A 21,066-nucleotide genomic window follows, 5' to 3' on the forward strand; every position below is an offset into this window, starting at 1 on the left:
ACAATTAGTGCATGAAAAACTATATCAAATGGTTATTGACTACTGCGGTATTTGCAAGCAGTTTTAATGCAAAAGCTCAGCTTTATGCCCCGTGCGACAATCAAGCTACCACGGAAACCCACTGGCTATACAGTAGCATGCAACGGTTGCAGGGTGCCGGTGTGCTATTTGGGCACCATGATGATACTGCTTATGGCGTAGGCTGGCGCTTTGATAAAAACCGGTCGGATGTAAAAAGTGTAACCGGCTCCTACCCGGCCCTATACGGTTGGGATTTAGCCCGGGTAGAACATGAAAGTGCAAAAGATATCAATGGCATTCCTTTTAAACTGCAACGTAAGCTGGTAAAGCAGGCTTATCGTCGTGGTGGCATTAATACTTTTTGCTGGCACATGGATAATCCGTTTAATAATAAAACGGCATGGGATACTACTCACAACTCAGTAAAAGAGTTGTTGCCAAACGGTAGCGCTCACGCGAGGTATGTACAATGGCTAGATAGGGCGGCCCATTATATGCACACCTTGAAAGGTGATGAAGGCGAAGCTATTCCTATCTTGTTTCGTCCTTTTCATGAGCTTACGGGTAACTGGTTCTGGTGGTGCCGCAACACGTGTACCCCAGAAGAGTTTAAAGCTTTATGGCGCTTTACTGTAGATTATCTGCGTACAAAGAAAAAGCTGCATAACTTACTCATCGTATATTCTGTTGCTGATTTTAATACCAAAGAAGATTTTCTGAGCCGTTATCCCGGTGATGAATATGTGGATTTTATGGGTTTTGATAATTACTGCACCAAAAGCATCCCTGATTATCAGCGTAACCTCAGCAAGCGTTTAGCTTTACAACAGGAAATAGCAACGGAGCACCACAAAGTAGCTTGCCTGGCCGAAACGGGTTACGAGCAAATACCTTTGGCTAATTGGTGGACATCTGTTTTACAACCCGAATTGCAAAAGAACTATAAAACAGCCTACGTGCTTACCTGGCGTAATGGCCGTACCGATCATTACTATGTTCCTTACGCCGGGCAAATCAGTGCGGATGATTTTAAACGATTTTTCAATAACCAAAGCAATATCTTTCAGAATCGTTTGACAGCACTGGCAGTGTATGGTAAATACATCGTGCCCAACAAGGAAGAGTAGCATTGCATTTACAAAAGCTATAAAGCGATCATAAAAACTATCACTTTATGAAATATAAATTACTCATTATGCTTACTCTGCTCGGCGTTTGGGCACATGCCAAGCCAGTAGCTTTAAAGTATTATAAAGCCAATAATTCTAGCATCCATTACGTAGGGCGTATTGATTTTACTAATCCAGCCAAACCTAAATTCTGGGCACCCGGCGTATATATGCAGGTACGTTTCAGCGGCACTTCATTAATGATGGATTTGAATGATGAAGTACTATACAATAAAAATCATAACTATATCGAGATAGCGGTTGATCAGCGTGTACCTTACCGTATTCAAACCACGGGTAAAAGCAACCATATTGTTGTAGCAGAACATTTATCGCCAGGCATACATACAGCCACCATCTGTAAAGACACAGAAACTAATATCGGCTATCTGGAAATGGTAGGGCTGCAATGTGCTAAGCTGTTACCCTGGGTAGAGCATACCCAACATAAAATTGAATTCATTGGCAACTCTATTACCTGCGGTACAGGAAGCGATCAGTCGGTAGTGCCTTGCGGTAAAGGCGTGTGGCAAGATCAGCACAATGCCTATATGGCTTATGGCCCGCGGGTAGCACGTATGCTGAATGCCCAATGGAACTTAACCTCTTACTCCGGCATTGGCCTTATTCATAGCTGTTGCGATATAAAATTCACGATGCCTGACATTTTTGATCGTACCAACTTGTTGCAGGATTCATTGAAATGGAACTTCAATAAGTACGTGCCTGATGTAGTTACGGTTTGCTTGGGTCAGAATGATGGTATTCAAGATTCTACCGCATTTTGCAGTGCTTATGTGAAATTTATAGGGCAGCTTAGGCAGCACTATCCGCAAGCTGATATTGTTGCTTTAACCAGTCCGATGGGAGATGAAAAACTTACTGCTGTTCTTAAAAAATACATTTTGAGCATTGAGGCTGATCGGCAAAAAAATGGAGATACTAAAGTGCATCATTACTTCTTTAGCCGCCAATATCATAGTGGTTGTGATAGTCACCCGAGTTTGGAAGAACACGGGTTGATTGCTGCCGAACTGGGTAGTTATCTCAAAAAGCTGAAAGGTTGGTAGCCTTTTAATCGAAAAAAACTTAGAGCAAAAAATAGCTTGCTGAATAAATTTAATGGTATTCAACAAGCTATTTTTTGTTAGTTAAAAATTGAAGACTTATATGTAAAAATGGAAGGTTTTATAACTGCCATTTAAAACCTCTTGGAATCAGTATAAATAAACATTTTATTGCCCTGCTGTGCCATAAAACAGGTAGCTTGGTATAGACAATTTAAATTAACTGATGGAAGACCTGAATAAGGATGCTTGTCCTCATCATCATGGGAATGAGCCGAAGGAGAACCCGAGAAGAAATTTCCTGAAACAAACATCGCTGCTTACCGCAGTGGCTTTAACGCCCGGCGTAGCGGTAAAAGCAGCCGAAAATCACCTGGACGAAGCTGTTGCGGCTGTGTTTGAAAAAATGCCGTTGCATGTAGAAATAAATGGCGTAAATCAAAGCCTTTCTATTGAACCCCGCGTTACCTTGTTGGATTTATTGCGCGAACAATTACACCTGACCGGCACTAAAAAAGGTTGCGATTATGGCCAATGTGGTGCTTGTACCGTGCATGTTGACGGACATCGCGTAAATTCATGCCTGACTTTGGCTATGACAGTAGATGGCAAAAAAGTAACCACTATTGAAGGTTTAGCTAATGGCGACGAATTGCACCCGATGCAGGAGGCTTTTATTAAGCATGATGGCTTTCAGTGCGGCTATTGCACGCCAGGGCAAATCATGTCGGCGGTGGCTTGTATTCGTGAAGGTCACGCTAACTCAGAAGCTGAAATTCGTGAGTATATGAGTGGTAATATTTGCCGTTGTGGCGCTTACCCCAACATTGTAAATGCTATACAGGAAGTAAAAGCAGGAGGGCAGCAGGTATGAAACAGTTTCAATACGTACGCCCAACCACGCAGCAAAGCGTGCTGGATGCTATAGCCAAACCCGGCGCCAAAGTTCTGGCCGGTGGTAGTAATCTGGTCGATTTAATGAAACATGGCGTCATGTCCCCTGATAAATTGATCGATATTCAAAAGCTGCCGTTAAGAGGAATCAGTAAGTCGCTAGGAAATACAAGTTCTATATCCATTGGTGCACTAGAACTGAACAGCGCCGTTGCAGAACATGCTTTAATTAAACAGGAACTACCGTTATTATCACAAGCTTTAAATGCCGGAGCTTCGGCGCAGTTGCGTAACATGGCTACCGTTGGTGGTAACATGATGCAGCGTACCCGTTGCCCGTACTTTTATGATATTGCGATGCCTTGCAATAAACGCAACCCAGGTTCGGGCTGTGGTGCATTGGAAGGCTTTAACCGTATGCATGCTATATTTGGTGCCAGCGATAAGTGTATTGCTGTACATCCCAGTGATATGTGCATAGCATTGGTGGCGTTGGATGCAACCGTAGAAGTGGCCAGCCGTAAAGGAAAACGCTATATTAAGTTTGCTGATTTTCACCGGTTGCCAGGTAATACACCTGAACTGGATAACAATTTGGCGCATGATGAATTGATTACCCGCGTTATTGTACCTACCAATAATTTTGCTAAAAATAGCTATTACCTGAAAGTGCGCGACCGAGCCTCTTACGCTTTTGCACTGGTATCGGTAGCGGCTGCTTTGGATATTGATAATGGTACTATCCGTTCGGCACGTTTAGCTATGGGCGGCGTAGCTCATAAGCCTTGGCGCTTACATGAGGCTGAAAAGGCACTTGTGGGCAAACCTGCCAATAAAGCCAGCTTTGAGCAGGCTGCACAAATAGCTATGCAGGGTGCCAAAGCTTATAAAGACAATGCCTTCAAGTTAAAACTGGCTCCGGCTACTATTACAGAGGCTTTAACCCATGCTGCAGGCTTAGCTTAATTATTCTACCATCATGAAACCACAAGAACTTCTAAATATACCGCCCGAAACAGATGCGATCAGCAGAGTTGACGGGCGCCTGAAGGTAACGGGCGCTGCCCAGTATTCGGCTGAGTTTACCTTGCCGGGCATGACCTATGCCGTATTTGCTACCAGTAATATTACCAAAGGCACTATTAAAACGCTCGATACTAAAGCTGCCCTAAGGGCGCCCGGCGTTATTTCGGTTATTACTTACCAGAATGCTCCCAAATTGCCAGGTTATGAAACGGGTAAAGATCCATCAAAGCCAGCAACTGCTGGCGGACCGCTTCGGTTGTTTTTTGATAATACCATCAAGTTTAATGGCGAACCCATAGCGCTGGTTATAGCCGATAGCTTTGAACGTGCTACCTATGCTGCATCGTTGGTAAAGGCCGAGTATGAGCAGGAATCTTTTCAAACTGATACATCTAAAAAATTAAATCAGGCGGCTACGCCTCATGGCCCACGTTTTTCCGATTACAAACGTGGCACGCCTGACGATTGGCAAAACGCTCAGGTAAAATTAGAGGCAGAATACGTTATACCTGTCAACGTGCATAACCCTATGGAACTGCACGCTATTATTGCCAATTGGGATGCACCGGATAAAGTAACGGTGTATGATAAAACGCAGGGTGTAAAATCAACCCAACGTAGCATCGCCCAAGCCTTTAAATTACCACCCGAAAACGTGCAGGTCATCTCGAAATTTGTAGGCGGTGCTTTTGGTGCAGCCCTGCGCACCTGGCCTCATGAAACCGCTGCGGTAATGGCTGCCCAAATGGTTAAACGCCCGGTAAAGCTGGTACTTACCCGCGAGCAAATGTTCAATTCGGTAGGTTATCGCCCTTATACCTGGCAAAAAATGAGTATGGGGGCTACTGCCGATGGTAAATTAACAGCTATGATACACGAGGCTACCGGGCAAACTTCCACTTTTGAAGAGTTTACCGAAGGCACCGTGAACCTAACCCGCTTTATGTATGCCTGCCCTAGTGTAGGTACCATTTATAAAATTGCGCCGGTTGATGTAAACACGCCCACCTGGATGCGTGGTCCGGGAGAGGCTACGGGTGCTTTTGCGTTGGAATCGGCTATGGATGAACTAGCGGATAAGTTAGGCATTGACCCTATAGAGTTCCGCATACGTAATCATGCCGATACTGACCCGGAGAATGGCAAACCTTTTAGTAGTAAGTACCTGAAAGAGGCTTACCAATTAGGTGCTGATAAAATTGGCTGGAAAGACCGCCCTGCTAAAGCCGGCACGTTGATGCAAGATGGCTGGCTGGTAGGTTACGGCATGGGGTCGGGTACGTTTGGTGCTGGCCGCGGACAAGCTACTGTAAAAGCTATTTTAACAGCTGATGGTAGGTTAACCCTGCAAACAGCTGTAAGCGATATTGGCCCTGGTACGGGTACTGCCATGACGCAGGTAGCCTCCGAAGTAATGGGTATACCTGCGCAAAACATTAAAATTGAACTGGGTGATTCCTCATTGCCGCCTTCACCAACGCAAGGTGGGTCGATGATTACCTCAACGGTAGGTTCAGCCGTGCATGATACCTGCGTGGCCCTGCGCGAAAAGTTTCAGCAGCTATTAGGCAATGGTGGAACGGATGACCCCGATTATGTAAAAATATTAAAAGATAAAAACCTGCCGCAACTGGATGTAACGCTAATTTCGCAAGGTTCACCCGAAATGCGTAACTACTCAATGTATTCCTTTTCGGTGCATTTTGTGCAGGTAAAAGTAAACCCCAAAACCGGTGTGGTGCGGGTGAATAAAGTAGTGTCAGTAGCTGATTCAGGTCATATTGTAAGTCCGAAAACGGCACGTAGTCAAGTAATAGGTGGTGCCATTGGTGGCATTGGTATGGCCTTGATGGAAGATGGCGTTATGGATCATCGTTATGGCCGCTACGTTAATGCCGACTTGGCCGGGTACCACGTACCTGTTCATGCTGATATTCCGCAGATTGATGCCTTGTTTGTAAACAAACCCGACTACAAGGTGAACCCTATAGGTGCCAAAGGTATGGGCGAAATTGCCCTAATTGGTATGTCGGCCGCAGTAGCCAACGCGGTGTACAACGCCACCGGCAAACGGATTAGAGAATTACCTATTACGCCAGATAAATTGCTGGGGTAAATCTTAAACAGATAATAGTAAAAGAAAGCCGTAACGAGTTGTACTCGTTACGGCTTTTTAGTTTTCTTTTAGAAGGTGTACGTTATGGTAGCTTTTCGCCATTGTCTGTGTCCTCACAGATAATTTTGCTAATAACAAGGCGGAAGTGCTACTTGCAATCCAGTAAATATTATTGTCTGTGAGGACACAGACAATGGTGGGCAGAAAACAACATAAAAAAACACAGAACCACCAATAACCTTTTTAGGCGGCATCAGGAATGTTGCGGATAGCATTAGATAGCAAAAGCACTCACTTACAAAGCAACATAACGTAGCCGCAAGTTTTCTTTTGGTTATCTTTTCTTTTGTATAAAAGAAAAGTAACATCCACTAACTTTGAGATAGCACTTTACCCATCCTCACGAAGAACCAGCGTAGAATAAAGCACAGTAATCATTCACACAAATGCAGCTAGCTATTCAATTAGTAAAGCTTTTCTGCTATTTTGGCACTTCAAAATCAAATATTTAACCTTGGTTTAACTTGGCACTGCTATTGCAATAGTACCCGTAATGAAGCAAAAATTTTATGATACTGCGGTAAAGCAGGAAACCGCTGTTCTGGTCGGTATCATTACCCCTAATGAAACTGACGAACAGGAAAAAGAATACTTAGAAGAGTTAGAATTTCTGGTGGATACTGCTGGTGGTAAAACAGTAAAAACGTTTACGCAGCGTATGCAGCGGCCAGAACGGGCTACGTTTGTAGGCTCCGGTAAGCTGGAAGAAATTAAAGAATATGTAATTGCTGAAGAGATTGATATGGTGGTGTTTGATGACGAGCTATCACCTTCACAGCTGCGTAATATTGAAAATGAGCTACAGGTTAAAATACTAGACCGTAGCAACCTGATATTGGATATCTTCGCCGGGCGTGCGCAAACGGCGCAAGCTAAAACGCAGGTAGAGTTGGCCCAGCTACAATACTTGTTGCCTCGCCTTACCCGTTTATGGACCCACTTGGAACGCCAGAAAGGTGGTATTGGTATGCGTGGACCGGGTGAGTCGCAGATTGAGACTGACCGCCGTTTAATCCTGAATAAAATATCATTGCTGAAAGATCGGCTGAAAAGTATTGACCGACAAAATGAAACCCAACGTAAAAACCGACATCAGCTAGTACGTGTAGCCTTAGTGGGTTATACCAACGTAGGTAAATCTACCATCATGAACATGATCTCCAAATCGGAAGTATTTGCTGAGAACAAATTGTTTGCTACGCTGGATACTACCGTACGTAAGGTGGTGATTGAAAACTTACCTTTTCTGCTATCCGATACGGTAGGTTTTATCCGCAAATTACCTCACCATTTGGTAGAATGCTTTAAATCTACTTTAGATGAGGTGCGCGAGGCTGATATATTAGTACACGTTGTAGATGTATCTCACCCAAACTTTGAAGACCAGATACGCACTGTTAACGAAACCTTGAAAGATATAGGTGCTATTGATAAACCGGTAATTACCGTATTTAACAAGATTGATGCGTACCAGCCTGCTCAAACTCATCCCGAAGATGTGGCTGAACCTTTAACCCTGGAAGATTTTAAACATAGCTGGATGGCAGCTAATAACAGCCCTGCTATCTTTATTTCGGCTTTGAAAAAGGAAAATGTTAACGAGTTCAGGAAAATGCTGTATGATAAAGTAATTGCTATTCATACCGAAAGGTACCCGTACGATCATTTGCTGTACACCATCCCTGAACAAGAGTAAATACGTTGTTAAGAATATAGAATCAAGAAGTTGTGTTTATAAACTCTTGATTCTATATTCTTGGTTCTAGTCCTCACTCCTTTACAATACGCTTCATTGCAGTTAAGCTGCCCTGCTTTACCACTAAAAAGTAAATGCCATTCAGCGTCCAGCTGAATGATTTGCTGAAGGTTTCCGTATTGGCTTTCTCTTTCCAAATAGCTTTCCCTTCGCTGTCAGTCAGCTCTACTTCAGCCAATGTTTTAGCAGGCAGGCCGAAGGTAAGTAATGTTTTGCCTGCTGTAAATTGTGGCACCAGGCTAATATCTTTTAGCTCCAAACCAGTTTTAGCTGTACCCATTAGTTGCTGCACTTCATTCTCCATCGGGTCTGAAATTTGGAAGCTGACCTGCGTATTAATGCCATTATTATCGGTGTTGCTGTAATCAAAAGTTTGAATGTTACGGCGCTTAAAATAACGTATGCCTGTTACCCCGGCAGGGTTACTGTTAGGAAATGGAAAGTTACCCATGCGTTCAGGGCCATTCCTATCCGGATTAAACGGGCGATGGTGCATTAAGCCAAAGCCATTGATATTATCGTTTCTGAAATGATCTATGTTTACCTGCAGGTGTGCCGAATCATCAGCTGGTGCAGGCATCATAGGATTGCTGTGCCGTAAGTAGTTGATGCGGGCCACACCTCCCGGCGCCAGGTGACTGAGTTTTTCGATTTCAGTTACCGCCTCTTGCCGGTCGTTAGCAGGTAAGTCCTTCAAATTTTTGCCGTTAATAAGGGTGTCCTGACCATGAATACTGATTTCCATGTTTTTATGGTCTTGTGCCATCAGTATTTGCGGTATAATAATAATCGCTATAATGCTGACCGAAAACAGTAACTCCAAACTAAGTTTACGGGTTAAATTTTTCATGATAGATAAGTGTTAACTGGATTGTTTTGCAAAGCTAAAGCTATTATTAATCAGTAGGTTAAGTTGGTGTATGCAAAATTGTTAAATTTTGTTAAACACTCGATAAAGGTTGGCTTTTAAAGTATTTTTGTTGAATTGGGTATGAAGAAAAGAAGTATTGGCTTTATTGTAGGTTTGATGGGATTTGCATTGTTGGGTGTAATGGCCATGCAATTGTATTTTCTGCATCAATCGTACCTGATGCAATCGGCCATGTTTGACCGTGATGTGAGTGAGGCATTGCATACCGTAGTGGCTAAACTATCGTTACAAGATGCAAACCGTTTTTTGAACAAAAAGGCTAACGCTATGAATGTGGTGGTTAACCGCCAACAGGTAGTTATTACCCATCAGCATATTCAAAATGATGTGCCACCGCCAGTAAGTAACCGGAAGGTGCCGGCCAAAGGTCAAACACAGCATAACCGGCAAATTGCCAAGCTGCGCGATAGCCTGAAACGGATGATAGACCGTACCCGGCTAAATAATGAACTGGAAAGCCTTACCCAAGCTACTACGGTAAGCGGCCGCTGGCAACTGGAAGAATATACAGATGATTTTGGTGTTATTCATCAGCGGCAATCTTTTACCCCGCTTCCTGCGCTTCCAAAAAATCAGTTAATCAAACCCAAACTGCGCAAGTACGATACGGCCTATTTTTACTACCTCGATCCGCAATTGGGTAGGCAGGTGCTCACTAAAACTTATATCAACCCTTTGTGGGCGCAAGAACAGCAGCACAAATTGGAAACACGCCGACTAAACCAAATTAAAAAAATGCTGGCTGCTGAAACAGCCGACTCAATTGCTAATGCTAAAACCGGCAGCAATCAGGTTACTATTATGGCTTTGGCCGAAGAATACCAAAAAGCAGGCAAGCCGCTGATTGAACGTATTAACCTGATGTGGATTGATTCATTGTTGCGCTTTGAGATGAAAAATCAAGGTATTTCTCTGCCTTTCAGCTATGAGGTCAGTACGGCGAACAATGATTCGGTAATTTACTCCAAAGCGTATGATTTGAAAGGTGAGCGGCCTGTATTTGATCCCAAATCTTCTTACCAAACACCGATATTTACGCATGATGTAATTAATGATCCTGGAAAGATCATGGTTACCTTTCCAGATAAAAACACGCTCATTTTAAACCGCATGACGTACACGATGGCTATTAGCGGTGGATTGCTGGTAGTGTTAGTGATTTGTTTTGGTTATACCATATTTTCTATCCTGAAGCAGAAGAAGATATCGGAAATGAAAACGGATTTCATCAACAATATGACGCACGAGTTTAAAACGCCGGTATCTACCATCATGATAGCTAGTGAGGCGTTGAAAGATCCGGAAGTGGCGCAGGATAAAAGCCGGGTAGGTAGGTTAGCCGATATCATTTTTGAAGAAAATGAACGTTTGGGCAGTCATATTGAACGGGTGCTGAACATTGCCCGTATAGAAAAAGACGATTTCAAGTTGGATAAAAAGCCACTGGATGTAAATGAACTAATTTCGGATGTGTTGGATAGCATGGCTTTAAAGCTGCAAAAAAATAACGCACAGGTTGAATTACATCTGGATGCTATCAATCCAGTGGTGGAAGCTGATGAATTACACTTTTCAAACGTGTTGTACAACCTGATTGATAATGCCATCAAATACAGTCGTGAAGCGCCGCAAATTACCATTAGTACCCTGAACAGGAACAGCCAGCTGGTAATTCGGGTGGCCGATAAAGGTATTGGTATGAGCCGCGACCAGCAAGCTAAAATTTTTGAACAGTTTTACCGTGTACCAACGGGCAATCTGCATGATGTAAAAGGCTTTGGTTTGGGCCTTAGCTATGTGAATACCATTGTGAAGCGCTTGAATGGCATGATCAGCGTAAAATCAGAAAAAGAAAAAGGCTCAGAGTTTGAATTAAAGTTTGGCTTAGCCGTTGCCTAAACTAAAATATATGAAGAAAATTTTGCTGGTTGAAGATGATCCTAACTTAGGAGCTTTGTTGCAGGAGTATTTGCAGCTGAAAGGTAAGTTTGATGTAACGTTGTGCAAAGATGGCGATGCTGGCTTACGAGAGTTTACACAGCGCGACTATGATTTACTGATTCTGGATGTAATGATGCCTAAAAAAGATGGCTTTACCTTAGGCAAGGAAATCCGTAAACTGAACCAGCAGGTACCTATTATTTTTGCCACAGCCAAAGGCATGATTGAGGATAAAACCCAGGCATTTACTTTAGGTGGCGATGACTATATTACCAAGCCGTTCCGCATTGAAGAATTGCTGTTGCGAATTAACGCTTTACTTAAACGTGCCGGCACAAACCCTGTTAAAGAAGAAGAAAAACCCACTCACTTTAAGGTAGGCCGTTACGATTTCGATTTTATGCAGCAAACCATTACAACTGATGGGGTACAGCAAAAGCTATCCACCAAAGAAGCTGCTTTACTACGCTTATTGTGCCTGCATAAAAACGAAGTGCTTACCCGCGAAGAAGCCCTACTGAACATCTGGAACGACGACAACTATTTCAACGGTCGCAGTATGGATGTTTTTCTAAGTAAAATACGCAAGTATTTGAAGGACGATCCGAGTGTAGAAATCATCAATGTGCATGGTCGCGGCTATAAGTTGCTGGTAAATGCGTAAGGATAGCAGTAGCCTAGGGGTTAGTTACGCTGCAATTGTGTTATTTTCTCCTGGTATTTTGCTATGCTCGAATTAGCTTGTGCCAATTGCAAATACTGAATAGCTCCTTTAATATTACCTTGTTTGTGCAGCACATCGGCCATCAATGCATATGATTCATCATCATTAGGATATAGGTTGATAATCATTTCAGCCAGTTGCTTGGCTTGGAGTATTTTATTAGTACTCAGGCACATTTTGGCAAACTGGTAATACACACTATAAGGTAGTGCTATATCAACACCATAATCATTTATGATTTTCTCTTTTTGCTTCTGTAAAGCTACAATGGGGTCTGTTTGGTGCATAAGTAAAACATCCATAGCCAAGCTGTCTGCAAAATGCCAGTCATGATATATAAAGGTGAGTCCGGCTGGTATGCTTACAAGAGGCATCGTCATGTGATTGAATCCTCTCATTTTATCAAAATGCCAGTTTAAACAGGGTGTAGGATATTGTTTAAGCAAGCTGTCTGCCGTTAATGCACCTATCTTGAAACCGCTATCCTGAAAACCTTCATTACCTACCGAAAAATAGTATTTCTGTTTGGCTAAGTTAATATGCGGTACGCTTACATAATTCTGCAATGCGGTTAATACTTTCCGCTGGTAAAAAGTGTACTCAGATGGATAATTCAGTGCGCCACTAATGCTGATTACCGACCGGAAAACTTTAGGTTCAACCGTTAGGGCATAGGTTACAAATTGCCCGCCTAAGGAATGGCCTATAAAGGTAAAATAATCATTAATTCGGTAATGACTATGCAGGTAGGCTATCAAATCATTCTTCACAAAGTTTAAAAACTGCTTGGCAGTTGTATCATTGCGTTCAACCCCTAGTTCTTTACTCCTGTCGTTTTGTACAATACCTACCAAAATAGCGTTTGGTATATCGTTGGTGTACATCAACCGATCAACAGTGCTTGAGGTATAATTAAACAAGGTTGGGTCCTGTGCATCAAACAATAAAATAACTGGATAGTGGCTATTGAGCTTACCATAACTTTGAGGCAGTTGCAGGTAAATACTATAATCAGTATTGCTGGCAGTTGCATGTAAGGTTACGGTTAACTTCGGCTGCAATTCACTTAGTTGAGCATGCAAACGAGTGAACCCTAAAACAAGCAGCAGGATAGTACAATGCAAATGTTTCATGATGTAATGTAAGTCGTTAAAATCTGTCGGCTTTTCTGTAAGCCATGTTATAGTAAATGAAGAAACCTAATGCTATAAAAATGGCTTCGATGCCATACGGCAAAGGGTTGTTTATGGTATAAGGAATAAATTGTAGTAGGATAAGGCCCAAACCACCAAAAAATAGCAGTAATGCCCATTTTAACGACTTTTGCTTGTTATCGCCATGAAGTTGATTAAGTAGTTTCAAATTTTCTGCATCCATTAAGCCCGATTTAATTAACCTGGATTTTAATCGGTAATAGAGGATGGTGTGAATGATGAATGCAGTAGCTGCAAAAGCAGATACAAACATGACAGCGACACTTGAATTACTATCCATAAGCTTGGTTTGTTTAATTTGCTGCATTAGACAAGCCATGGAAAGCAGATGTTGCAAAAAAAATTCTGCAACATTTGTAGCAGAATACAGGTCTAACAGCCTCATGCAATCTGAAGAGAGCCTTATTAAAAAAGTTGTTACTGGTGATTTATCTGCCTTCAAGCAGTTAATCAGCCAGCATGAACGACTGGTTATACATATGGTAGGCAGAATTATTAATAATGAGGAAGATATTAAAGATGTAAGTCAGGAAGTATTTATTAAAGTATACCATAACCTAAACAAGTTTCACTTCAAAGCCAAGCTATCTACCTGGATTGCCAGAATTGCTTACAGTACCGCTATTAACTATGTGAAAAAGTACAACAAACAAGGGGTTACAGAAGATATTGAGCTGAAACGGCAATTAGTTGATTATACAACGCCCGAACACTTGTTACATATAAAGAATGAAGCTGAATTTGTACACAATCAAGTTAGTAAGCTACCATTACAATACCGCACGGTGTTAACCTTATATCATTTAAACGAGTTTTCCTATCAGGAAATCGAAGAGATAACAGGAATGCCGGAAGGTACGGTAAAAAGTTATTTATTCAGAGCGCGAAAGCTGTTGAAAGAGCGTTTAGCGCGTTATTACCATAGGTAAGTTATGAAAGAATTAAGCGACGAATATTTACAAAAAATGCTGGAAAATGGTTTGCCGGTAAAGCATAACCCTGATGCTGAACTTTACCAGCAAGTGTTTAAACAACTAGAGCAAGAGCCTCGGCTACAAGTAGAGGATTTATCTACTCAGGTAATACAAAAAATTCAACATCATCACGAGTGGGGTGGTTTCTTTAAATCGTTAATGATAGCTGCTGGTATACTGCTGCTTGGAACGGCGGTCTTGGTTATTGGAGTCGGCTTAGTAGATGTTCAATTGATAAATAAATTTTTAAACGTAATTGTAACTTACAAGTGGTTAATCTTACTTCTATTGGGACTGTTAGTTGTGATAGAGGTGCTGGATAAACAATGGGCTATAAAGTGGTATAATATAAAGTAACCTATGCTGAAAATAGTGGAGTAATAATTGGAATCTCTAAAATAAAGCATAAAAAAAGCCCGCTAAAAGCGGGCGGGTATCGGCAAATATATAAACCTATCAGCATAAAATTTTATCTACCTTAAAGCGGTTTTAGCTTTTAATAGAATACTGTCTTGTACGTAGTTAGTCAAGTTAAGGTTACCTGAAAAGCAAAATTTCTTATCTCCAGTGTTGCTGATAAAATTTATGCAAAGTTGTTATACGGGAAGTATATGCGTTTATTGTGTCGACGAAACCCACTTTAAAGTCGATGAATGATTTAGTCGGTGTAAACAACCGTTTATCTATGATTACTGACCGTTAGTCTAAATCATTTTAGAGAAATGACAATTTGATGTTCTTTTGTTTCATCAAGTCAGTCACAATGAAAAAGTTGATTTTTAACCAAAGCCCTTTTGTTCTGTTGTTAGTTCCAGTACTGTTTGCCTTAATTATGGGTATCAGCTATCAGGTACAGCAAGCACGCGAGTTTTCTCAGCATCAGTTTAGCACTGTGCAGGCTACCTCGTTGTTTTACAAAGGCGTACAATTGGTAAAAACAGTATGTTCAGTTTCTAAATTGAACGTATGGTAATCCGTACCGAAAACCTTACACATTACTTTGGGTCGCAGCCAGTGGTTAAATCACTATCGCTGCAAGTGCCCGAAGGCAGTATATTCGGTTTTCTGGGCCCTAACGGCGCCGGAAAAACTACGACGATCAAGTTGTTGTTAAGCCTGTTGCAAATACAAGAAGGCCAGATTGAGCTTTTTGGCCACGATTTGCCTGGTAACCGTATATCCATCCTGTCACAAATTGGCTCATTGATTGAACAGCCTGCTATTTACGCGCATTTAACCGGCAAAGAAAATTTGGTTAACCGAGCCCGTTTATTGCAGGTACCCGTAAGCCGGATTGAAGATATGCTTGCTTTGGTGCACCTGAAAGATGCCGCACATAAGAAAGCCGGTAACTATTCATTAGGCATGAAGCAGCGTTTGGGCATAGCCTTAGCCTTATTGGGTGACCCAAAACTACTGGTGCTGGATGAACCTACCAACGGATTAGACCCTAATGGGATTATTGAAGTCCGCGAATTGCTAGTTAAGCTGGTGGCCCAGCAAGGTAAAACCGTGTTTATATCAAGCCACTTGCTGGTTGAGATTGAACGAATTGCCACACACGTGGGCATTATCAATCACGGTGCTATGCTGTTTCAGGGCAGCATTAGTGAGTTGAAAAATATCAGTCAGCCGGTAGTTCATATCGAAACCGACCAGACTGCCGATGCCGCCAACTTGCTAAAAAACCAGGGTTTTAGCGTTACAGATGCTTACGAAACTTATCTTTCTGTGCCTTATACTTCTAAAGAAAACATGGCGGCTATGAATGCATTACTGCACCAGCAAGGTCATCAGGTATATAGCATTTTTAAAGTGCAGAAAGATTTGGAAGAACTTTTCCTGAATATTACACAACAAGCCTAAACCTTATCACTGTTATTTATGAAAGGATTTTTCCTCTCGCTGCAATCCGAATTTTATAAAAGCCGAAAAACATTGGGGTTTTGGAGTGCTATCTTACTGCCACTTTTATTAACTTTTTTTGTGGCATTGGGCTTTTTTATTAAAAGTGCCAAGCTAGCTCATCTACCTCCTCAACTGCTCTGGATTGATTTTGCCACCCCTATGCTGGGTATTATGGGTTCTTTACTGCTTCCTATGTTCGTGATATTTGTAGCTTATTCAGTAAACAGTATAGAACATAAGGCAGATACTTGGAAAACGTTGTTTACCTTACCTATTTCTAAGTGGGCTATATATAGTGCCAAGTACTTATATGCCTTACTATTGGTTTTACTGTGCCTGATGCTGTTCCCCACCTTAACTGTTGGTTTTGGTAATTTGTTAGGTGTGCTTAAACCCGAGCTGAAGTTTAGTGGCTTCCACATGGAAAAGCAACTATATGAAATTTATTTTAAACTGTTTTTGGGTGCATTGGCCATTCTGTCTATACAATTTTTGCTAAGCATTTTATGGAGCGATTTTTTGAAGCCTATGGGCATTGGCTTTGTAGGTACTATTGTAGGTGTTGTATTATTTAGCAGTAAGTGGGAGTATGCCTATATGTTTCCGTACGCGCAACCACTGCTATCTATGGCTAACAATGACAAGCCTAAGTCAAGAGCCTTAGAGCAGGTGAGCTTTGATTTTTTTACTAATGCGACATTAGTGAGCCTGGCTATAGCCTTAGTGGTATTTATTATGGGGTACTTTATTGTACAACGTAAAAGCATAAAATAACCTTATCTACATACTGACAAACCAAAAGAGACACCCCAATGGGCGTCTCTTTTTTTGTTAAAAAATCTGGTTAATGTTCCTTTGTAAACCTATATGGAACGTTTTTTACCCATAACGTACTGACAGAACAGTGCCACCACTGCCAATGGTTTGTCAGTGTTACAGGGTGTTACAAGTGTTACACACTGAAACATGTAACACCTGTAACACTGCTTCCAGTACTAAAACAGATCAAGTATAAGCTTTATCTAATCGGTTTTGGATAGATCGGCAAACTTTCATGTCCCTGATCATCTACCGATTGTACGGCGAAGAAGTAGTTATCTTTCGAGTAATCCAGTGTAGCTTCATTGCCTGTAACGTAGTATTTACGCTCCCAATAAGGGCTGGTGGTTTCACGCATTAGTATGTAGTAACCAACTGGTTTTTTACCCATTTTAGGTGTCTCCCATTTTAACGTAGTACGGTTGGTAAGTCCGCTGGTAGTTACGCCTACATTTTGTGGCTCTGCCGGTGCTAAGGCTAGGTTAGCTAATACAGACAGGTTCATGCGGGCTACTTTCTGTATATATGGGTAATCGGCAAATTCAGGTAAGTCACCATAATCTACTCCCTTTTCTTTGCGTATGTTTTGATGCTGGCGGTTAAAGTCCTCGTTCATCTCGGTAAACCGCACAGCGGTAAAGCCTTGCTGTAAAAATGGTACATGATCGCCGCTGCGTAAAAAGCGGTCGCGACGGTAAATTAGTTTCACATCCAGTTGGCCTACATAACGCTCGGCCACCTCTTTAATATAACGGGCCAACTGCCTGGATGGGCTGTCGTTTTCGCCACCATTATTAATTAAAGCGGCTAAAGCTCGTTGCTCTGTAGCTATAGGCGTAGGTACCCCCTCGCTAAATACACGTACGCTGCGGTTATCTTTCAAGCCGGTTTCCATGCCATAGGTGTTACCTACTATATCATTGTTCAGCATGGCATCTACATTCCACTTCTCCGCTTTAGCTCGTTTAGCTACGTTGGCCGAACCATTCAGCCCTTGCTCCTCGCCTGCTACCGCCATAAATATAATGGTAGATGGGAACGAACGCTTAGACATCACCCGGGCCAGTTCCATAGATACAGCGGTACCTGAAGCATCATCAACAGCACCCGGTGCTACCGAAGCTGAATCCATCACGTTGTTCACCCGCGAATCATAATGACCTGAAACCAGGTAAACCCGTGTATCGGTAGGGTCGGTGCCTTTTAAAATAGCCAGTACATTCTTTAATACCGTAGGCTTACCTACGCGGCCACCTGCCGGCTGGGTAAAGGTGTCAAACTCTATATGCATGCGCCCGTTTGAGGCAACGGCATAACGCTCCATTTCAGCTTTAATCCAGTTACGGGCAGCACCAATACCTGTAGTTTTGCTGGTGGTATCACTTAGCGTATGGCGGGTTTTAAAGCTGACCAGTTTACGTACAATACCTTCAATATTTTGAACAGATATTTCATCTGTCATCTGGGTGATCTGAGCATCTGGCTTAATGGTAGTTTGTGCCATAGCCGGAACGGCAAACAATAAAGGGAGTAAAAATTTAAACTTCATGAGCGTTAGCGGTTGTTGCGTACCGCCAATATACTGTAAACCTCAAGAACAGGCTCTACAGGAACAAGATTTTTACTTTTGAAACGATTTTAATAAAAAAGCAAGATAAATGAACCTTTCTTTAGCTTGTTCATGGATCATTTATCGTCAATTCTAGCACAAATCACAAATCCATTCTTTAAATCTGAATCCTAAACCTATCTTTGCGGCATAATTTCTTAAGGGGTGCCTTGCTTTGAGCAATCAAACTGAAAGACAGGCTGAGATCATACCCATGGAGAGGAGTTAAAAGACTATAGTTGAAAGTTAAAAGATGTTTTAAACTTTCAATCTTTCACTTTCAACTCCCCCAGCACCTGATCCGGGTAATGCCGGCGTAGGGAGAGGTAACAAGTTAAGTGTACTGCACGCAATTTACACCCTTAGCGAGCAGATGGTTTAACGTAATGTTTTTATTTACATTTTGAAAAATTTTTACCTGGCTTTTGTAGCCTTGCTGTTGCCTGTAGTGGCTGCAGCCCAGTTTTCCGTATCCGGAAAAGTAACCGATCAGCAAACCGGACAGCCATTGCCTGGTGCTACTGTGAGTATTGCTAACCTGCAAAGTACCGTAACTAATGCCAATGGTAGCTATGAGCTTAGCAATGTTAAAGGCGGTAACTATACTGTTCTTGTTAGTTATGTGGGTTATCAGGCCTTGCCCAAAAGTGTAACAGTTCGGGGGAGCATGACGGTTAGCTTTGCCCTAATGCATAGTAATTTAATGACTGAAGATGTAACTGTAAGTGCTACCCGGGCATCAGCTAACTCGCCAACAGCCTTTACCAACCTCCGCAAAAAAGACTTACAGAAAAACAACTTAGGTCAGGATTTGCCATTTCTACTCGATCAGACGCCTTCGGCTGTAGTCACTTCCAATGCAGGGGCTGGTGTGGGGTATACTGGTATTCGCATACGGGGTTCTGATGCTACCCGTATCAACGTAACATTAAATGGTATCCCATTAAATGATGCGGAAAGTCAAGGCGCTTTCTTTATTGATTTACCTGATCTAGCATCATCAGTAGATAATATTCAAATACAACGTGGCGTAGGTACCTCAACCAATGGCGCTGGTGCTTTTGGGGCTAGTATCAATATTCAAACTACAACCCGGCAAGATACAGCCTATGCGCAGCTCGATAATTCGGCCGGTTCGTACGGAACGGTAAAAAATACCGTTAGCCTGGGTACTGGTTTGCTGGGTGGGCACTTCACGGTAGATGGCCGCTTATCGCGCGTGAACTCCGATGGGTATATTGATCGGGCATTCTCTAAGCTGAAATCGTTTTTCGTGAGCGGTGCTTATTATGGTAAAAGCAGCGTAGTACGCCTAAACGTATTTTCAGGTTACGAACAAACTTACCAAGCTTGGGATGGCGTACCGGAAGATAGTGTACGCAAAGGCAACCGTCGGTACAATGAATTAGGTTACATTAACCGTACTGGAACGTATTATCCTAATCAAACGGATAATTATACGCAGAACCATTACCAGTTGCTCTACAATCAGCAAATTACGCCGAAGCTTTCCTTTGCGGGTGCCTTGCATTATACCAGAGGAGAAGGTTACTATGAAGAGTATAAGAATGATGCTAAGCTAACCAGTTATGGTGTTACACCAGCCATTGTTGGAGGTGATACCTTGAATGTTACCGACCTAGTACGCCGATTGTGGTTGAAGAATGATTTTTATGGGGTTACTTACAACTTTAAATATCAGCCGCAAAATAACTTGAACCTGACTTTGGGTGGTGCTTACAACGAATACCGCGGCGATCACTTTAACAATATTGAATGGACCCAACAAAGCACTAATATTTTGCCCGATTATGAATATTCGCGCAATAAAGGGGTGAAGAAAGATTTCAACCTTTTTGGCCGGATAGATTACCGCATAGGGCAAGTGTTATTGTATGGCGATATGCAGTACCGCCACATTAATTACTCGTTTCTGGGTTATGACCGGAATCTGAACAACGTACAGCAAGCTGTGCAGCTTAACTTCTTCAATCCGAAAGTTGGAGCTACCTACCTGATCGACGATCACAACAGTGTATATGCCTCATTTGCGGTAGGTAACCATGAGCCCAACCGTGATGATTATGTAAATTCATCACCCGAAAGTCGCCCAAAATCTGAGAACCTGAAAGATTTTGAAGCAGGTTACCGTGTACGTGGTACCAATTTTACAGCAGGCATTAATGGCTTTTATATGCTTTACAAAAATCAGTTGGTGTTAACAGGCTCTTTAAACGATGTGGGTGAAGCTATCCGCACCAACATCAAAGATAGTTACCGTACCGGTGTTGAGCTGGATGGTCGGGTAAGAATTATAGAGCAATTGAGTTGGGCAGCTAACGCCTCATTTAGTGCCAATAGGGTGAAAAACTTTCAACAGTACTTGTATAACGTCGATACCGATAACACCGATTTATATGCTCAATATGGCAAAACCAATATTGCTTTTTCACCAAGTGTAGTAGCTTCTAGCGAAATTAGCTACCATCCTATCAAGAATAGCGAAATTGCTTTTATCAGCAAATATGTAAGTCGGCAGTATCTGGACAATACCTCAACCGAAAGCCGTTCACTGAACCCATATTTTGTAAGCAATGTAAGATTAGGCTATAGTTTCAGTGCTTTTTCTATCAAGAACATCGGTGTGAGTTTACTGGTGAATAACGTGTTCAGCAAAAAATATCAATCTGACGGAGCCACCTATCCAGACCTTGAAGGCGGCAAAGTGGTGAACTATAACTATTGGTTCGCGCAAGCTCCAATCAACTTTTTAGGGTCATTGAGTTTAAGGTTTTAAAAACAAGATTTGTCATTGCGAGGCGTATCAACAACGAAGC

At 42.2% G+C, this 21,066-nt stretch carries 18 protein-coding genes; 14 read left to right on the top strand and 4 right to left on the bottom strand.

The window, feature by feature from the left end; genetic code table 11:
• Nucleotides 1–11 precede the first annotated feature (11 nt).
• The 6 genes from HH214_RS11670 (at nt 12) to hflX (ending at nt 8,049) form a co-directional block, all read left to right on the top strand.
• Entirely contained in the window at nt 12–1,148 is a 1,137-nt protein-coding gene (locus HH214_RS11670) for a glycoside hydrolase family 26 protein (RefSeq protein WP_169607857.1), read from the top strand.
• A 47-nt stretch (nt 1,149–1,195) separates the two neighbouring features.
• On the top strand, nt 1,196–2,260 hold the full coding sequence (locus tag HH214_RS11675) for an SGNH/GDSL hydrolase family protein (protein WP_169607858.1): 1,065 nt from the start codon (nt 1,196–1,198) through the stop codon (nt 2,258–2,260).
• A gap of 223 nt (nt 2,261–2,483) precedes the next feature.
• Complete coding sequence (locus tag HH214_RS11680; RefSeq protein ID WP_169607860.1) at nt 2,484–3,131, top strand: (2Fe-2S)-binding protein; 648 nt, start codon at nt 2,484–2,486, stop codon at nt 3,129–3,131.
• Nucleotides 3,128–4,117, top strand: a complete 990-nt coding sequence (locus tag HH214_RS11685; RefSeq protein ID WP_169607862.1) for an FAD binding domain-containing protein — start codon at nt 3,128–3,130, stop codon at nt 4,115–4,117. Before HH214_RS11680 ends, HH214_RS11685 begins: the two co-directional genes overlap by 4 nt.
• 13 nt (nt 4,118–4,130) lie before the next feature.
• Nucleotides 4,131–6,293 carry a xanthine dehydrogenase family protein molybdopterin-binding subunit gene (locus HH214_RS11690; RefSeq protein WP_169607864.1) on the top strand — a complete coding sequence of 721 codons (2,163 nt, stop codon included), beginning with the start codon at nt 4,131–4,133 and terminating at the stop codon, nt 6,291–6,293.
• 553 nt (nt 6,294–6,846) lie between these two features.
• Entirely contained in the window at nt 6,847–8,049 is a 1,203-nt protein-coding gene (hflX, locus tag HH214_RS11695; RefSeq protein ID WP_169607865.1) for a GTPase HflX, read from the top strand.
• A 73-nt stretch (nt 8,050–8,122) separates the two neighbouring features.
• On the opposite strand, the gene HH214_RS11700 is transcribed toward hflX, so the two are convergent.
• A complete protein-coding gene (locus tag HH214_RS11700; protein ID WP_169607867.1) occupies nt 8,123–8,959 on the bottom strand; it encodes a T9SS type A sorting domain-containing protein in 837 nt (278 codons plus the stop codon).
• 141 nt (nt 8,960–9,100) lie between these two features.
• Between HH214_RS11700 and HH214_RS11705 the strand changes: the two genes are divergently transcribed.
• Both HH214_RS11705 and HH214_RS11710 read left to right on the top strand, forming a co-directional pair.
• Nucleotides 9,101–10,939, top strand: coding sequence for a sensor histidine kinase (locus HH214_RS11705; protein WP_169607869.1), 1,839 nt, complete (start codon nt 9,101–9,103; stop codon nt 10,937–10,939).
• Nucleotides 10,940–10,949: 10 nt separating this feature from the next.
• The gene (locus tag HH214_RS11710; RefSeq protein ID WP_169607871.1) at nt 10,950–11,645 is read left to right on the top strand and encodes a response regulator transcription factor; all 696 of its coding nucleotides are present in this window, start codon (nt 10,950–10,952) and stop codon (nt 11,643–11,645) included.
• A 20-nt stretch (nt 11,646–11,665) separates the two neighbouring features.
• Here HH214_RS11710 and HH214_RS11715 read toward each other — a convergent pair whose 3' ends face one another.
• Both HH214_RS11715 and HH214_RS11720 read right to left on the bottom strand, forming a co-directional pair.
• Complete coding sequence (locus HH214_RS11715; protein WP_169607873.1) at nt 11,666–12,838, bottom strand: alpha/beta fold hydrolase; 1,173 nt, start codon at nt 12,836–12,838, stop codon at nt 11,666–11,668.
• Between the two features lie 16 nt (nt 12,839–12,854).
• Nucleotides 12,855–13,199, bottom strand: a complete 345-nt coding sequence (locus tag HH214_RS11720) for a DUF6249 domain-containing protein (RefSeq protein ID WP_169607874.1) — start codon at nt 13,197–13,199, stop codon at nt 12,855–12,857.
• Nucleotides 13,200–13,302: 103 nt separating this feature from the next.
• Here HH214_RS11720 and HH214_RS11725 point away from each other — a divergent pair, with 103 nt between their 5' ends.
• The 5 genes from HH214_RS11725 (at nt 13,303) to HH214_RS11745 (ending at nt 16,575) form a co-directional block, all read left to right on the top strand.
• A complete protein-coding gene (locus HH214_RS11725) occupies nt 13,303–13,848 on the top strand; it encodes an RNA polymerase sigma factor (protein ID WP_169607876.1) in 546 nt (181 codons plus the stop codon).
• Nucleotides 13,849–13,851: 3 nt separating this feature from the next.
• Nucleotides 13,852–14,250, top strand: coding sequence for a cell division FtsX domain-containing protein (locus HH214_RS11730; protein WP_169607878.1), 399 nt, complete (start codon nt 13,852–13,854; stop codon nt 14,248–14,250).
• A gap of 406 nt (nt 14,251–14,656) precedes the next feature.
• Nucleotides 14,657–14,866 (top strand): hypothetical protein, encoded by a 210-nt coding sequence (locus tag HH214_RS11735; protein ID WP_169607880.1) that lies wholly within the window; start codon nt 14,657–14,659, stop codon nt 14,864–14,866.
• Complete coding sequence (locus HH214_RS11740; protein ID WP_169607882.1) at nt 14,860–15,759, top strand: ABC transporter ATP-binding protein; 900 nt, start codon at nt 14,860–14,862, stop codon at nt 15,757–15,759. Before HH214_RS11735 ends, HH214_RS11740 begins: the two co-directional genes overlap by 7 nt.
• Nucleotides 15,760–15,777: 18 nt before the next feature.
• Nucleotides 15,778–16,575, top strand: coding sequence for an ABC transporter permease (locus HH214_RS11745; RefSeq protein ID WP_169607883.1), 798 nt, complete (start codon nt 15,778–15,780; stop codon nt 16,573–16,575).
• Nucleotides 16,576–16,819: 244 nt separating this feature from the next.
• On the opposite strand, the gene HH214_RS11750 is transcribed toward HH214_RS11745, so the two are convergent.
• Entirely contained in the window at nt 16,820–18,169 is a 1,350-nt protein-coding gene (locus tag HH214_RS11750) for a M28 family metallopeptidase (RefSeq protein WP_211166211.1), read from the bottom strand.
• A gap of 463 nt (nt 18,170–18,632) precedes the next feature.
• Here HH214_RS11750 and HH214_RS11755 point away from each other — a divergent pair, with 463 nt between their 5' ends.
• Nucleotides 18,633–21,026 (top strand): TonB-dependent receptor, encoded by a 2,394-nt coding sequence (locus HH214_RS11755; protein WP_248282082.1) that lies wholly within the window; start codon nt 18,633–18,635, stop codon nt 21,024–21,026.
• Nucleotides 21,027–21,066: the final 40 nt, after the last annotated feature.

This window comes from Mucilaginibacter robiniae (assembly GCF_012849215.1).
In the GTDB taxonomy this organism is placed as follows: Bacteria; Bacteroidota; Bacteroidia; order Sphingobacteriales; family Sphingobacteriaceae; genus Mucilaginibacter; species Mucilaginibacter robiniae.